Origin of the sequence: Curtobacterium sp. MCBD17_035 (genome assembly GCF_003234815.2) — a bacterium.
Lineage (GTDB): Bacteria > Actinomycetota > Actinomycetes > Actinomycetales > Microbacteriaceae > Curtobacterium.
On the sequence record NZ_CP126279.1, the window covers coordinates 25,278 to 40,038 of the forward strand.

The 14,761-nt window shown below is 71.0% G+C and carries 13 protein-coding genes and 1 tRNA gene; 9 read left to right on the forward strand and 5 right to left on the reverse strand.

Annotated features, from left to right (window positions below; genetic code table 11):
- Positions 1-78: 78 nt before the first annotated feature.
- Together DEI93_RS00125 and DEI93_RS00130 are read left to right on the forward strand one after the other, a co-directional pair.
- Positions 79-165: transfer RNA gene (locus tag DEI93_RS00125), tRNA-Leu, on the forward strand.
- Between the two features lie 92 nt (positions 166-257).
- The gene (locus DEI93_RS00130; protein ID WP_111119596.1) at positions 258-572 is read left to right on the forward strand and encodes a hypothetical protein; all 315 of its coding nucleotides are present in this window, start codon (positions 258-260) and stop codon (positions 570-572) included.
- Between the two features lie 28 nt (positions 573-600).
- On the opposite strand, the gene DEI93_RS00135 is transcribed toward DEI93_RS00130, so the two are convergent.
- On the reverse strand, positions 601-1,287 hold the full coding sequence (locus tag DEI93_RS00135) for an SDR family NAD(P)-dependent oxidoreductase (RefSeq protein ID WP_111049424.1): 687 nt from the start codon (positions 1,285-1,287) through the stop codon (positions 601-603).
- A gap of 140 nt (positions 1,288-1,427) precedes the next feature.
- On the opposite strand from DEI93_RS00135, the gene DEI93_RS00140 reads away from it, so the two are divergent.
- Positions 1,428-2,693 carry an MFS transporter gene (locus DEI93_RS00140; protein WP_111035746.1) on the forward strand — a complete coding sequence of 422 codons (1,266 nt, stop codon included), beginning with the start codon at positions 1,428-1,430 and terminating at the stop codon, positions 2,691-2,693.
- Between the two features lie 99 nt (positions 2,694-2,792).
- On the opposite strand, the gene DEI93_RS00145 is transcribed toward DEI93_RS00140, so the two are convergent.
- Entirely contained in the window at positions 2,793-3,812 is a 1,020-nt protein-coding gene (locus DEI93_RS00145) for a GlxA family transcriptional regulator (RefSeq protein WP_111119595.1), read from the reverse strand.
- Positions 3,813-3,906: 94 nt separating this feature from the next.
- Between DEI93_RS00145 and DEI93_RS00150 the strand changes: the two genes are divergently transcribed.
- From DEI93_RS00150 to DEI93_RS00165, 4 genes are all read left to right on the forward strand, one after another.
- Positions 3,907-4,275, forward strand: a complete 369-nt coding sequence (locus DEI93_RS00150) for a cupin domain-containing protein (RefSeq protein WP_111010377.1) — start codon at positions 3,907-3,909, stop codon at positions 4,273-4,275.
- A gap of 643 nt (positions 4,276-4,918) precedes the next feature.
- Entirely contained in the window at positions 4,919-6,259 is a 1,341-nt protein-coding gene (locus tag DEI93_RS00155; RefSeq protein ID WP_111119594.1) for an extracellular solute-binding protein, read from the forward strand.
- Positions 6,260-6,293: 34 nt separating this feature from the next.
- Positions 6,294-7,253: a carbohydrate ABC transporter permease gene (locus DEI93_RS00160; protein WP_111119593.1), complete on the forward strand. Its 960-nt coding sequence runs from the start codon at positions 6,294-6,296 to the stop codon at positions 7,251-7,253.
- A 1-nt stretch (position 7,254) separates the two neighbouring features.
- Positions 7,255-8,169 (forward strand): carbohydrate ABC transporter permease, encoded by a 915-nt coding sequence (locus tag DEI93_RS00165; protein ID WP_111010374.1) that lies wholly within the window; start codon positions 7,255-7,257, stop codon positions 8,167-8,169.
- Between the two features lie 147 nt (positions 8,170-8,316).
- Here the strand turns inward: DEI93_RS00165 and DEI93_RS00170 are convergent, their stop codons facing one another.
- The 3 genes from DEI93_RS00170 to DEI93_RS00180 form a co-directional block, all read right to left on the reverse strand.
- Complete coding sequence (locus DEI93_RS00170; protein WP_111035744.1) at positions 8,317-9,078, reverse strand: SDR family NAD(P)-dependent oxidoreductase; 762 nt, start codon at positions 9,076-9,078, stop codon at positions 8,317-8,319.
- Between the two features lie 85 nt (positions 9,079-9,163).
- A complete protein-coding gene (locus DEI93_RS00175; protein ID WP_258371927.1) occupies positions 9,164-9,964 on the reverse strand; it encodes a L,D-transpeptidase in 801 nt (266 codons plus the stop codon).
- Between the two features lie 89 nt (positions 9,965-10,053).
- The gene (locus DEI93_RS00180) at positions 10,054-11,106 is read right to left on the reverse strand and encodes a hypothetical protein (protein ID WP_111119592.1); all 1,053 of its coding nucleotides are present in this window, start codon (positions 11,104-11,106) and stop codon (positions 10,054-10,056) included.
- 441 nt (positions 11,107-11,547) lie between these two features.
- Here DEI93_RS00180 and DEI93_RS00185 point away from each other — a divergent pair, with 441 nt between their 5' ends.
- On the forward strand, positions 11,548-13,425 hold the full coding sequence (locus DEI93_RS00185) for an arabinofuranosidase catalytic domain-containing protein (RefSeq protein WP_111011946.1): 1,878 nt from the start codon (positions 11,548-11,550) through the stop codon (positions 13,423-13,425).
- A gap of 179 nt (positions 13,426-13,604) precedes the next feature.
- Complete coding sequence (locus DEI93_RS00190; RefSeq protein ID WP_111119591.1) at positions 13,605-14,648, forward strand: LacI family DNA-binding transcriptional regulator; 1,044 nt, start codon at positions 13,605-13,607, stop codon at positions 14,646-14,648.
- Positions 14,649-14,761: the final 113 nt, after the last annotated feature.

Sequence of the window (14,761 nt, forward strand, 5' to 3'; positions counted from 1 at the left end):
CGTGATCGCGGTCGCCGACTCATGCATGGTAGTGGTTGGCGTGGGTTCCTTCCTGTGCGTGCTAGAGTCGTCCGGCTGGCGCGAGTGGCGGAATTGGTAGACGCGCACGGTTCAGGTCCGTGTGCCCGTGAGGGCGTGGGGGTTCAAGTCCCCCCTCGCGCACCAGGCATGAAGGCCCCGGGAACACCCGGGGCCTTCGTCGTTCCCGGGGATGCTGGAGCCCTCCGGACGGCCTGTCCGACCGCGCCCTGCGGTTCGTGGACCCCACCACCGACGCCGCCGACGGGCCGGGTGACGCCGACGCACTCCGCGAGCGGTGCCTCCAGACCCTGCGGTCAGAACGGGCGTCGCTCCGGGCGACATCCGTCGTCACCGCCACTCGTGCGCCCGACGGTGCTGCCCTGTTCCGGTTCGACCTCGAGCACGCGGACGGCTCGGCGGTGACGGCCGTGCTGCGCGCCACGGTCGACCCGTCGACGCGGGAGCCCAGGTACGGGGAGCTGCGGGCGGATCGCGGACCCGCGTTGGTCCAGCCGGGAGGCACGGCACCGGTCGTCGACGCCGCCGTCTGATCCGCGGGACCGACGGGGAACGGGCGCGTCAGAGCACGACGGACCCGAGCACCCGGTGCGCGATCGAGATGGACTCGCCCGAGACGACCGAGCGCGGGGACGACAGGAACGCGACGAGGTCGGCGATCTGCTCCGGGCTCGACTCGCCGCCGCGGCCCGGGGCGACCTGGGCCGCGGGCGTGTCGGTCACGGTGCCGGGGTTGACGACGTTGAGCGTCACCCCGGAACCGGCGAGCTCGTCGGCCAGGTTCTTCGCGATGACGTTCGTCGCCGCGTTCCGCACCGAGGTCGTGACGTTGCCCGTGAGGTAGGCGTTCTGGCCGCTGAGCACGACGACGCGTCCGTGTCCGGCGGCGCGCATGCCGGGGAGGACCGCGTTCGCGACCCGGAGGAAGCCCAGGGCCTTGCCGTCGATGGCGTGCAGCACCTGCTCCGGGTCCGACGCGCGTGCAGGGTCGAGCGTGCCGGCAGCGGGGGCCGCCGTGACGACGAGGACGTCGATGTGGCCGTGGCGGTCGACGACCTCGGCCACGGCGCGCTCGACGGAGCCGGCATCGCCGGTGTCGAGCCGGACGGTGTCGGGTCCGGGGTCGGCGCTCCGCGACGCGATGACGACGGACGCGCCTTCGCGGCGGAGTCGGTCGGCCACGGCGCTGCCGATGTAGCCCTGTCCGCCGACGACGAGTGCGACGCTGTCCGTGAGTTCGAGGTCCACGACGCCACGGTATGCCCCACGCGGGGTCGAGGTGCGGGTCGTGCTCATGAGGTCGTGCTCGTCCGGTCGTGCTCGACGCCCCGGATTCGGCATGCCGGGCATGAAGTACCGTGCCGGTACCGGATCAGAGCAGGAGCAGCATGACCACCCCCATCGCGAGCGCACCGCGGCGCTTCGCCGCCCTGCGCGATCGGCACTCGCGCCCCTACCTGTTCACCGCGGGTCTGTCGATGATGGGCGACAACATCGAGCACGTCATCACCTACTGGGTGCTCTGGCAGCGGTTTCACTCGCCGGCGCTCGTCGGGTTCGAGGTCGTCAGTCACTGGCTGCCGTTCCTGCTGCTCTCGGTGTGGTTCGGCACGCTGGCCGAGCGGTACGACTGCCGCCGGCTCATCCAGATCGCACAGGGCATGTTCATGCTCGTGTCGGTGGCCTGGGGTGTGCTGTTCCTGACCGGGACCCTGCACATCTGGGAGGCCTGCCTGCTCCTCGTGCTGCACGGCATGGCCGGCGCACTGTGGGCACCCGCGGAACAGCTCCTGCTGCACGACTTCGCCGAACCGGCGGAACTGACGAGCGCGGTGCGGCTCAACGCGACGTTCCGGAGCCTCGGGATCCTGTTCGGGCCGGTCGTCGGCTCGGCGTTGCTGCTCGGGCTCGGGTCGACGTGGGGGATCTTCGCGAACGTGCTGTTCTACGTGCCGATGACGCTCCTCATGCTCCGGACGCCGTACACCGGCCACACCCGGAGCGGGTACGTGCACCGCGCCCGCGTCTCGCTGCTCGACACCGGCAAGGTGCTCCGGAGCGTCGGCGGCGACCGCGTGCTCATCGGGATGATCGTGCTCGCCGGCCTGACCGCGCTGTGCATCGGCGGGGCGCTGCAGGTCGCGATCCCGTCGTTCGCCGACGCCCTGGGGGCCGGGGACGCCGGGCTCGCGTACGGGTTGCTGCTGTTCGCCAACGGTGCCGGGGGTGTGCTCGGCGGGTTCCTGCTCGAGGCGACGGGCGCGATCAAGCCGAACACACGGGCGGCGGTCGCGGCCGGTGTCCTGTTCGGGTTGACGACGATCGCCGTCGCGGTGACCGGGAACTACGTCGTCGCGGTGCTCGCGCTGCTCGTGGGCGGCGTCGCGAACATGGCCGGCATGTCGATCGGGCAGGCGGTCGTGCAGCTCCGGGCGCCGCTCGACCAGCGCGGCCGCGTGGTCGGGGTCTACAACATGTTCGGCAGTGGCCTGCGCACGGGCAACGGCATCACGCTGGCGGTGCTCGGTGCGGCCGTCGGAGTCGGCTCGGCGGTCGCGATCGGTGCCGCGGTGCTCGTCGTCGGGACGCTCGTGGTGGCGCTCGTCATCGCACGGCGGGATGCTGCCGAGCGCGGTGGTGTCACCGAGCGGTGAACCGCGTTCGTCCGTTCGAACACCACGATCGCGGTGTTCGAACGGCAGCGGGGTGTTCGACGCACGGCGGCGACCGCGGCGGGCGACCGCGGCCGGCGATCAGCGCGCTGGGACCGCCGCCCGGAACCGCGCCCGCACCACCGAGGGCGTCGACCCCGTGTGCCGCCGGATCAGCGCGCGGAGGTTCGCGGTCGTCCCGAGTCCGCTCCGCTGTGCCACGAGGTCCAGGGGCAGGTCGTCCCGCTCAAGCAGCCGTTCCGCCAGGAGCACCCGCCGCCCCGTCAGCCAGGCGAGCGGCGTGCTGCCGACCTCGGCACGGAACCGCCGGTGCAGCGTGGTGACCCCGACGTGCGCGTGGGCGGCGAGGTCCGCGACGGTCAGGGGCTCGGCCAGGTGCTCCTCGGCCCAGTCGAGCGTCGCCGACAGGGGTGTGTGGGTGACGCGCGGCACCGACCGCTCGACGAACTGCCGCTGACCGCCGTCGCGGAAGGCCGCGAACACCAGGCGTCGGCTCACCTGGTTCGCCACCTCGGCGCCGTGGTCGTTCCGCACGATGTGGAGGCCCAGGTCGAGCGCCGCCGCGCTGCCGGCGGACGTCAGGACGTCGCCGTCGTCGACGAACAGCACGTCGGGGCGGAGGTCGACGTCGGGGAACCGCGCCCGGAAGTCGTCGGCGAGCTGCCAGTGCACCGCCGCGGGTCTGCCGGACAGGAGGCCCGCCTCCGCGAGCGTGTACGCCCCGGTGCACAGACCGACCATGCGGGCGCCGCGGTCGTGGGCCTCCCGGATCGCGCGGAGGACCGCCGGGCGTGAGGCGGTCTCGACGTCGGGACGGTTCGGCACGATCACGGTGTCCGCCGTCGCCAGGGCGGACAGGTCGTCGTCGGCGGTGATCCGGAACAGGCCGTCGCGCATGGTCGTCCGGCGACCCGGCGCCACGATCCGCAGGGTGTATGGCTCGAAGCCGAGGTCCTGGGCACGGCGGGCACCGAACACCTCGCAGGCGCACGCCATCTCGAAGGGGTTCGAGCCCTCGTCGACGACGAGCACCACCCGGTGCGGTGTCCCACGACCACGCGGGACGGTCCCGGCGTCGGCTTGCAACGATCCTTGCGACATCGGGCATTCCTACCACGCTCGACCGCCGCTGCCGATCCCTACGCTGACGGGCGGAGACGGGCGCACGGCCCGGCCCGAGGACGAGGAGGACCACGTGGACGACAAGGTGACGCTGGCGGACGAAGCGGCGACGTTGACCGAGTTCTGGTCGCAGCGTGTCCTCGCCGAGGCGAACGGGCAGCTGTTCAAGGTCGCCAAGGGCATCGGCTCCACCCGGTGGCACGCGCACGACGACCAGGACGAGACGTTCCTGCTGCTCAGCGGACGCCTGCGCATCCAGTTGCGGGACCGCGACGTCGACCTCGCGCCGGGCGACCTGTTCGTCGTGCCGCGGGGGGTCGAGCACTGCCCGGTGGCCGATGAGGAGGTCCGGTTCCTCATCGTCGGCCCCGAGGTGACCTCGACCGCGGCCGGTGGCAAGCCGGAGTGGAGCGAGGACGGCGGGACGCCGCCGGTGTCCTGACGCAGCGGCACCGGGACGAACCGGTGCGTTCCCGTCGAACACCCGGATGACGGTGTTCGAACGGCATCGGGGTGTGCGACAGCGGCAGCGGGGTGTTCGAACGGCAGCGGGGTGTTCGAGCGGCAGCGGGGTGTTCGAGCGGCAGCGGGGTGTTCGAGCGGCAGCGGGGTGTTCGACAGCGGCAGGGTGTGCAACGGCAGCGGGCTGCGAGGTCATCGCCGACGCACAGCCGGTGCACCGATGCCGGACAGGAACGCGCGCCGCTCGTGTGAGCGCTCTCGACACGCTGTGGCAAGAGGGTGTTGCAACTCCATTCCATCGTTGTAAAGTCACCCCAGACCCGCCGCGCCGTCGGTGGGATCGGTCCGTCCCGATGGAGTGATGCCATGACCGCAACCCGAACGACCCTCGACGCCTCCGCGTCCGGGGCCCCCGTGCTGCGCACCGCGCCGCGGGGAGGGTCCTCCGCGGGCCGCACCCCACGCCCGGCGACCGGACGGGAGGACCGGCACCGGTCCTCCAGACAGGATCCGGCGCAGCGCCGGTGACGCACTGAACCCACGTCCGCTTCCCTGGCGGACGAGCACCCAACGCAGCACCCCGGCGACCCGTCCACGGGCACCGGAACGACGAGGAGGTCGAAATGGCAACGGGAACGGGAGCCTTCACGAGGCGGGGATTCCTGACCGCGGGCATCGCCGCGGCAGGAACGGTCGCACTCGCGGGCTGCAGCAGCCCCGTGTCGGCAGGACTGGTGGGCAGTCAGCTCAACCCCGAGCAGCTCATCTTCTGGAACCTGTTCGGTGGTGGTGACGGCAACCGCATGCAGCAGATGGAGGCCGGCTACCGCAAGGGACACGGCGGATCGGGATCCCTGCAGGCGACGACGTTCGCCTGGGGCAACCCCTACTACTCCAAGCTGACACTGGCCACCGTCGGGAACAAGCCGCCGGACGTCGCGGTCGCGCACCTGACGCGGGCGAAGCCGCTCTACGACGGTGGGATCCTCGAGCCGATCACCGAGGACGACCTCGCGCTCGTCGGACTCAAGGCGAGCGACTTCAACGCCAAGTCGTGGGCCGCGCAGAAGACCGACGGGAACAACATCGCCATCCCGCTCGACACCCACCCGATCGTCATGTTCTACAACGAGGACGTGTGCCGGAAGGCCGGGCTGATCGGCAGCGACGGCAAGCTCAAGGACCTCAACGGTCTCGACGCGTTCGAGAGCGCGCTCGCCGCGGTGAGCAAGGTCACGGGTGGCAACGCGATCACGGTCGCGAACGTCAGCGAGACTGCGACCCCCTGGCGTGTGTTCTGGACGTTCTACAACCAGATCAACGGCGTCACGCCCTTCCTCTCCGACAACGGGGCCAAGCTGTCCGTCGACGAGGACGCCTTCAACAAGGTGAACGAGCGGATGCAGACCTGGGTGAAGAACGGCTGGCTCAACAAGGGCCTCGACTACGCCGGCGCGCAGACGCAGATGTTCACGGGCAAGGCGGGCTTCTACCTCGAGGGCGAGTGGGAGATCAGCACGGCCCAGTCGATCAAGGGCCTGAAGTTCGGCATGGTGCCGATCCCGCAGATCTTCGACAAGCCGGCCGCGCAGGCCGACTCGCACACGTTCGTCCTGCCGAAGAAGGCGCGGACCCTCGACCAGCGCAAGCAGCACATGGGGTTCATCAAGACCATGCTCGAGCAGAGCATGACCTGGGCGCAGGGCGGTCACGTGCCGGCGTACCAGCCGACCGCGACGAGTGCGGCGTACCACAAGCTCGAGCCGCAGGCCGACTACGCCTCGGCCGCCAAGGTCGCCGTGTACGACAACCCCGCCTGGTACGGCGGGTCCGGTTCCACCTTCGAGGCCACGGTGGGCGCCCAGCTCGCGCTCGTGCAGCAGGGTTCGACGTCGCCGCAGGGCGCCATGTCGGCCATCAAGCAGCAGCTTGCCGTCTACCTCAGCACCCCCAGCCCACTGTGACCCCCTCACCCCAGAACCCCGGAGGTACGACGACGTGACCGCCACCGCACCCGTAGCGAACCGTCCCACGCTCACGACCCACGTCCCGAAGTCGCGGCCGCGGCGCGCGGCGCTCGATCGACAGGACGGGCGCAAGGCCTGGTTGTTCCTGGCCCCGTTCGGACTCTTCTACCTGGCGTTCCTGCTCGGACCGACCGTGTGGATGATCATCACGAGCTTCTTCAACACGTCGACCGTCCACGCGGGCCTCGGTAGCTTCGCCGGGTTCGCGAACTACGGCGAGATGCTGACCCGCGCCGACTTCTGGAGCGCGCTGTGGCACACGCTGCAGTTCACGATCTACACGACACCGCCGCTCGTCATCCTCGCGTTCGTGTTCGCGGTGCTGACGAACCGGATCCGTCGGGGCCAGTGGTTCTTCCGCCTCGCGTTCTTCCTGCCCTACATCCTGCCGTCGGCGACGATCTCGCTGATCTGGGTGTTCATCTTCACGCCGGGCACCGGCCTCTGGGCGCTGGGCGAGAGCTGGCTCGGCATCACGCCGGGGGCGGGTGTCCTCGCGTCGCCGAAGACCGCCATGATCGGCATCGCGCTCGCCACCGTCTGGTGGACGCTCGGCTTCAACTTCGTGCTGTACCTGGCGGGCCTCCAGGAGATCCCGCGTGAGCTGTACGAGGCGGCCGCCGTCGACGGCGCGTCGAACTGGCAGCAGATCCGATCGATCACGCTGCCCCTGCTCGGCCGGACCACGACCCTCGTGATCCTGCTGCAGATCATCGCCAGCCTGAAGATCTTCGACCAGGTCTACCTGATGACGAGCGGCGGGCCGGGCATATCGACGCAGGTGGCCCTCGGGCTCATCACGAACACCGGCTTCACCGACAACCGCATCGGTGCGGCGTCGGCGGCGTCGGTCCTGCTGTTCATCGTCATCGTCGCCATCGCGGTCATCCGACAGGTGATCGACCGCTCCGCAGCTCGGAAGGAGGCCTGAGATGGCCACGACCACCACAGCGCCGACCAGGACCCGCAGCAAGTCCCCGGTCTCCGCGGCAGCACCGGCGCAGAACGCGACGCGCATCGGTGTCAGCGGCCGGACGTTCAACATCGTCGCCGGCATCGTCCTGACGGTCTTCGCGATCATCTGGCTCATCCCGAGCCTGTTCGCACTCAAGACGTCGCTGTCCGACAACGGCACCGCGGCACTCGGCGCCGGCGCGATCCTGTCGCACTGGAACCCGACACTGCACTCGTACGCGTCGCTGTTCCAGGCCGGCGACATCTGGAACTGGTACCTGGCGAGCGGCATCACCTCGGTGATCACCGCGATCCTCACCGTGCTGTTCGCGTCGATGGCGGCGTTCGCGCTGTCCCGGCTGAACTTCCCGGGTCAGAACCTCGCGTTCCTGCTCATCATCCTCGGCATCATGATCCCGGGGCAGGTGCTCATCGTCCCGATCTTCCAGGAGCTCGGCGCGGTCAGCCTGCTCAACACCTACTGGTCGGTGATCTTCCCGCAGGTCCCCGCGGTGATCGCGGTGTTCATCTTCAAGCAGTTCTTCGACGGCATCCCCCGGGAGCTCGAGGAGGCCGCGCGCATCGACGGCGCCGGGCTGTGGAAGGTGTACTGGTCGGTCATCATGCCGCTGTCCCGTCCGGTCATCGCCGCGGTCGTCATCCTGACCTTCGTCGGTGTCTGGAACAACCTGCTCCTGCCGCTGTTCGTGCTGTCGAACCCGAACCTCATGACGATCCCCGTCGGGCTCGCCACGGTCCAGGGCTCGTTCGGTCAGCGGTACGCGGACATCCAGGCGGGTGCGATCCTCGCGGCACTGCCGCTGATCATCCTGTACCTGATCTTCCAGCGGCAGATCGTCGAGGGTGTGACCGGCAGCGGCCTCAAGGGCTGACGCCACCCGCACCACCGGTCCTCGAGAGGCCCCGCTCCGGCGGGGCCTCTCGTCGTGCCCGGAGCAGCGGCCGGCGGGGGTCACCCGCGCTGGTCCCACCGGCCGGGAGGGACGGGTCATGCCGGTGCCGCGCCTCCCGGCCGTCGGTCAGGAGGCCCGGCGCGACGCCAACCAGTCCGTGAACTCGGTCGCGACGATCCGTGCGTCGTGGACGTCGGCGGCCTCGTCGGACGCGAGCCACCGGATCGGGGCCCGCATGACGTCGGGGGAGAGGACGGCGAGTGCCTCGGGCCGGGACGTGCCCTCGAGCATCCCGGTCGCCGTCGCACCGCCCGGGAGGAGGATGTTCGCTCGGACCGGGGTGCCGGCGAGGTCCGCGGCGATGATCCGGGCGAGGGCCTCGGCGCCCGCGCGGGAGGGTCCGTACGGGACGAAGCCGCGGCGGTTCATCGTGCCGTGGTTCATGCTGATCGTGACCACGCGGCCCGTGCCCGTCGCGAGCATCCGCGGCACGACCGCCCGTGCGACGAGGAAGTAACCCGTCAGGTTGGTGTCGACGACGTCGCGGAAGCCATCGGGGGAGACCTCCCAGAAGTCCTGCGGCGTCGTCATGAACGCGGGGTTCACAGTGCGCATGCCGATGCCCGCGTTGTTGACGAGCAGGTCGATGCCGTCCAGCGCCTGCCACGCGGTGGCTGTGCCCTGCTCCACGGACCGGTCGTCGCGGCTGTCCATGGCGATCCCGATCGTGTCGCCGCCGATCTCACGCGCGGCGGCGGTGACCCGGGCCTCCGAGCGGCCGGTGACCGCGACGCGGGCGCCCGCCTCGACGAGTCCCTCGGCCATCGCGCGGCCGAGGCCCGACGTGCCGCCGGTGACGAGTGCGCGGACGGTGTGCAGGTCTTCCATGGCGGCCTCCCGGAGGTGTGGTGCGGTGCTCCCTCGATACGCCGTGGGGATGGCAGCGGACCGGGTGCCGGGGGTGGGGGGCGGGTCAGATGATCGTGATCGGGGTGCCGAGCGGCAGGAGCTTCGTGAGCGCCGTGATGTCCGCGTTCTGCATGCGGATGCACCCGTGGCTGGCGTCCTTGCCGATGCTCGACGCGTCGTCCGTGCCGTGCAGGCCGATCTGCCCCGGACCGCCCCCGAAGCTCGTGAGCACGTCGGAGAACGCGGAGAGCCCGTACGCGTAGGGCCCGTACCCGGCGTTCGTCGGCTTGAGGAGCTCCGTCAGGTAGAACGACCCGTGCGGGGTGGGGGTCCCGCCGGTGCCGGACGCGACCGGGTAGGTGGCGACGGGCCTCCCGGCGCGGTAGACGGTGAGGGTGTTCGTCTCGGTGACCGCGACGAGGTGGTAGGCGACGGTGCTCAGCGCGACGTCGCTCGCGCGGACCCACCCGGTGCGGCCGTTCGGACGCGTCGGGACGTCGACCTCGACCCACCCGGACTGCTGCGCGACGACGAGGAACACGAGCGGGGCGCCGTTCGACTGCGGGTTGGGGAGGGTCGTCGTGACCGCGCCCCCGGCGGCGGCGTGGACGGCGACGCTGGCGACCTCCGCCGTCGCGATGGTCGCCGAGGCCGCGATCGGCGGGGTGCTCGGTGCCGTGGCGTCCGCGCTGGGGCTCGGCGAGGCGGTCGGACGCTGACCGAGCGCGCCGCCGACGTGGACGGTCGGCGTCGGTGTCGGGGTGTGACCGGCACGCGCGTGGTGCGGGTGGGCACCGGAGCAGCCGGCGAGGAGGAGCGTTGCCGTGACCGCGGCGACGGTCACGGGAGCGAGACGGCGGAGCACGGCGGGCCTTCCGGGGACGAGGTGGTGCCGGACAGCGCTGATCCGCCGGACGACGGGCGTCCGGCGGATCAGCGTGTGCGCGGAGGGGGTCAGCCGGTGAAGGTCGCCGTGGTGGTGACCGGCGTCGCGACCGGGGCGGGCGGGGTGGTCGGCGTCGTCACGGCCGGGTCTGCCGTGACGTCGAGCACGAACCCGACGAAGATGCCCGAGTTCTCACCGACGAGCGTGAGCGCGTAGGTGCCGGCGGTCGCGTCGGGGTCGGTGACCGTGCCGACGACGCTGCCGTCCGCGCCCGCGGTGAGGGTGACACCGGTGTCCGTGGCCGTGCCGTCCTCGGCGACGAGCGCGACGCCGACGGGCTCACCGGGCAGGAACCCGTTCGGCTGGGAGACCGCGACGCCGGTGGTGGCGAAGTCGCTCACCGACAGGGTCGCGGGCGTGATCGTGCCGGCGTCGGAGGGCCGCGGCGTGAAGTAGTCGTTCTGCCCGTCGAAGGCGATGCCCGTGACGGTGGCCGGACCGGTGGCGTCGGAGACGCCGTACTCGCGGATCGTGGCGTCGGGGCTCGTCGCGGCGAACTGCGCCTGGAACTGCGCGAGCGTGGCCGGGGTACCGGCGGGGATGGTCCCGACCGGGGTGAACGAGGTGTACTCGCCGTCGATGCCCTCGTCACCCGCCGTGACCGCGACGAGCGCTGCGTAGTTCTGGTCGGCGATCTCGCCGTCGCCGTCGAGGTCCACCACGAGGGTGAAGTCGGCGTCGCCGCTGCTCACGAGGTCGGCGGTGCCGAGGTCGGTGTCGGTCGAGCTGGTGATCGACGTGAGGTCGCTCGCCGGGTGGCCGTCCGTCGAGTGCAGGAGCACGCCCGGTCCGGAGAACGTCAGGCCGGACGGGCCGAACGTCGGCGTCGTGAACCCCGTCGCGGTGCCGGTGTACCACGTGCCGGTCGGCGGCTCGCCGGTGCCGCTGTAGGTCTGGAGGTCGGCGCTCGTGATCCAGGTCGACGACTGGGTCGAGGCGTCGAGCAGGCGGGGGCTGACGCCGGCGGTGGTGGCGGCGTCGGCGGTGGCGGTGCCGGTGAGCACGGCGGCGCCGGCGACGGCGGTGGCAGCGACCGCTGCGAGGACGGGGAGACGCTTCACGGGTGGTTCCGTTTCGGGACGGGCGGATCGGGTCCGCGGTTTCGGTGGTGGCGCGCCGTGGGTCGGCGGGCCGGTGCCGCCACGTCTCGGGCCGACGCGGCGGCAGAACCGAAAAGCCCTCAGAACCTCCGGATCTGTGAGGACCCTATCCCCAACCGGGCCGCAGCGGTACTCCCGATCGGATGTCAGAACGGAGCGTCGCACACGACATGTCGCACGCTCGGCCGCGTGCTCCGCGTGCTCCGCGTGCTCCGCGTGCTCCGCGTGCTCCGCTTCCTGCGCAGCCTCGCGGAGCTGTGCGCGACGGCGACGGGGAACTGGGGGATGCGCCGGATCATTCCCCTGAGTATGATTTCGCTTGGTTAATCGTTTAAGCGGCGATCCCACCCGACGCCGCGATCGACCACTCCAGCAACGACGCTCGGAAGGAACTGCATCACCATGCACATCGGGTCATCACGGATCCCCCGTCTCAGGCGGATCCCCACAGCGCTGCTCGGAGCCCTCGCCCTCGTGGCGGGCACGCTCTTCGCAGCAACGGCCGGCGCCGGTGGCGCCGCAGCCGCCACGTCGCTCCCGTGCGACGTCTACGGCAGCGCGGGGACCTCCTGCGTCGCCGCGTACAGCTCGACGCGGGCGCTGTCCGCGTCGTACAACGGGCCGCTCTACCAGGTGCAGCGCGCCTCGGACGGTGCGACGACGAACATCGGCCTGCTCTCGGCCGGTGGGTACGTCAACGCGGCGACGCAGGACACGTTCTGCGCCGGGACGACGTGCACGATCCCGAAGATCTACGACCAGACCGCGAACCACAACGACCTGACGGTCGCGCCCGCGGGCGACGCGGGTGCGGCCAACCACGCGGCGAACGCGACCGCACTGCCCATCACCGTCGCGGGGCACGAGGCCTACGGGTTGTACATGCCCCCGCAGGTCGCGTACCGGATCCCGAGCACGGCGGCGAAGGGCACGGCGCGTGGCGCGAGCCCCGAGTCGATGTACGAGGTCGCGAGCGGCACGAACAGCAACAACGGCTGCTGCTCCGACTTCGGGAACGTCGAGACGCAGGAGAAGGACACCGGCCAGGGGCACATGGACGCCCTGAACCTCTCGACGCTCAACGCGCCCGGCAGCTCGGGCAAGGGGCCGTGGGTGCAGGCGGACCTCGAGAACGGCGTGTTCCAGGGCGGGACACCGACCTACACGCCGAACACCGGCAACAACAGCAAGTTCGTGACCGCCGAGCTCAAGAACAACGGGACGAACAAGTTCGCCCTGAAGGGTGGGAACAGCCAGACCGGCTCGCTGACGACCTGGTACGAGGGCCCGGAGCCCGCTGGTGACTACACGCCGATGAAGCTCGAGGGCTCGATCGTCCTCGGCGCGGGCGGCGACAACTCGAACCGCGGCACCCAGTCGTTCTTCGAGGGCGTGATGACGACGGGCTACTCCACGGACGCGGCCGACAACGCCGTGCAGTCGAACATCGTCGCGCAGAACTACCAGGGCGTCAGCACGGGCGGTGGTCCGGGCTCGCAGATCGTCGGACCCGGCGGCAAGTGCGTCGACGTGTCGGGCGACGACACGGGTGGCAACCTCGCCGTGGTCCAACTCTGGGACTGCTCGGCGCTCGCAGCGGACCAGCACTGGTCCGGGACGGCGTACGGCACGGGCACGCTCGGCACGCTCGGGCGTTGTCTCGACGCAGACGGCAACGGGACCGCGAACGGGACGCACCTGGAGCTGTACGACTGCAACGGCGTCGGCGGCCAGCAGTGGATCGTGCAGGGCGACGGGTCGATCAAGAACCCGCAGTCCGGGCGGTGCCTCGACGACCCGTCCGGGAACACCGCGAACGGCACGGCGCTCCAGCTGTACGACTGCAACGGGAACGCGGCGCAGAAGTTCACCGTCGCGGTCCCGATCATCGGCAACGGCGGCAAGTGCGTCGACGTCGCCGGTGACGACCTGCAGCAGAACGGTCAGCAGGTGCAGCTCTACGACTGCCTGACCATCGAGACCGCGCAGCCGGCCGCGCAGGACCAGCAGTGGACGGTCGACCAGGCCGACCACACCATCCGCACGCTCGGCCGGTGCCTCGACGCGGACGGCAACGCCACCGCGAACGGCACCCACGTCGAGCTCTACCAGTGCAACGGCGTCGGCGGGCAGCAGTGGATCCCGCAGGCCAACGGGTCGATCCTCAACCCGCAGTCGGGGCGCTGCCTCGACGACCCGTCGGGCAACACCGCGAACGCCACCGCCCTGCAGCTGTACGACTGCAACGGCAACCAGGCGCAGGTGTTCACCGTGAACTGACGCCCGCGTCGCGAGCCTGTGGCGTGCCTCCAGACCGGGAGGCACGCCACAGGTGTGTCGAGCCGGCTCGCGATCCGCGGGGCGGGCTTGTTGAATCGATAAAGCAGCGCTACAGTTCCAGGAGTCGAGGCGGTTAATCGATAAAGCAGCCCGACCAACAGCCGTGCGAGGAGGCACTGATGGCGAAGTCCGTGACGCTCAAGGACGTCGCGCAGCGCGTCGGCGTGACCGCTGCCGCCGCCTCGATGGCGCTGTCCGGCCACGAGCGCATCAGCGCCGCCACCCGGGACGCCGTGCGTCGCGCCGCTGACGAGCTGGGGTACGTGCCGAGTTCCGCCGGGCGCGCGCTCCGGAACCAGCGGGCCGGCGCCGTGGCCCTCGTCGTCCCGAACAGCTCGCACCACGTGTTCGGGCACATGTACTTCATGCACGTGCTCACCGGGATGTCCCGGGCCGCCAGCGCGCACGACGCGCAGGTGATCGTCTCGACCAACGCGGACGAGGAGGGTGGCGTGGCCGCCTACGAGCGCGTCATGCGCTCGCGGAGCGCCGACGGCGTGATCGTCACCAGCGCGGCGATCGACGACCGGAACATGGAGCGGCTCGTCGCGTCGGGCCTCCCGGTCGTGCTCATCGGCAACGCACCGTCCCTGCCCGATGCGGCCAGCGTCGGGATCGACGACGTCGCTGCGACGCGGCGGATCACCGAGCACCTCATCGACGCACACGGGCGCCGCCGGCTCGTCCACGTCACGGGCACACTCGACCACCAGACCGGACTCGACCGACGCGAGGGGTTCCTCGCCGCCGTCCGCGTCCACGGCGTCGAGGTCGACGCGCTCGTGGTCGAGGGGGACCTCGGCGAGGAGTCCGGTGCCGACGCGATCCGGGCCCTGCTCGACGCGGGCAAGGAGTTCGACGGCGTCGTCTTCGCGAACGACGACATGGCGACCGGCGGCATGCGGGTGCTCCGCGCAGCCGGCGTGGACGTGCCGGGAGCCGTGTCCGTGGTCGGGTTCGACGACTTCGGTCTCGCCCGTGTCACCACGCCCGCGATCACGACCGTCCGGGTCCCCGCCGAGGAGATGGCCCGTCTGGCCACGGAGCGGCTGTTCGACCTCGTCGACGGCACGAGCGACGGTCCGACCCACCGCGAACTCCCGGTGTCGATCGTGGTCCGCGAGTCGTGCGGCTGCGGCCCGGAGCACCGCGCCGAGGACTGAACCGCCCGACCACCGGCACGTCGCCGGCCCCCGTCCCCCTCAGACCCGTTCCCCTGCCCACCATCACATCCCACCTCCGTGCCGTCCCCTCCCGAGGACGGTCCACAACGCAA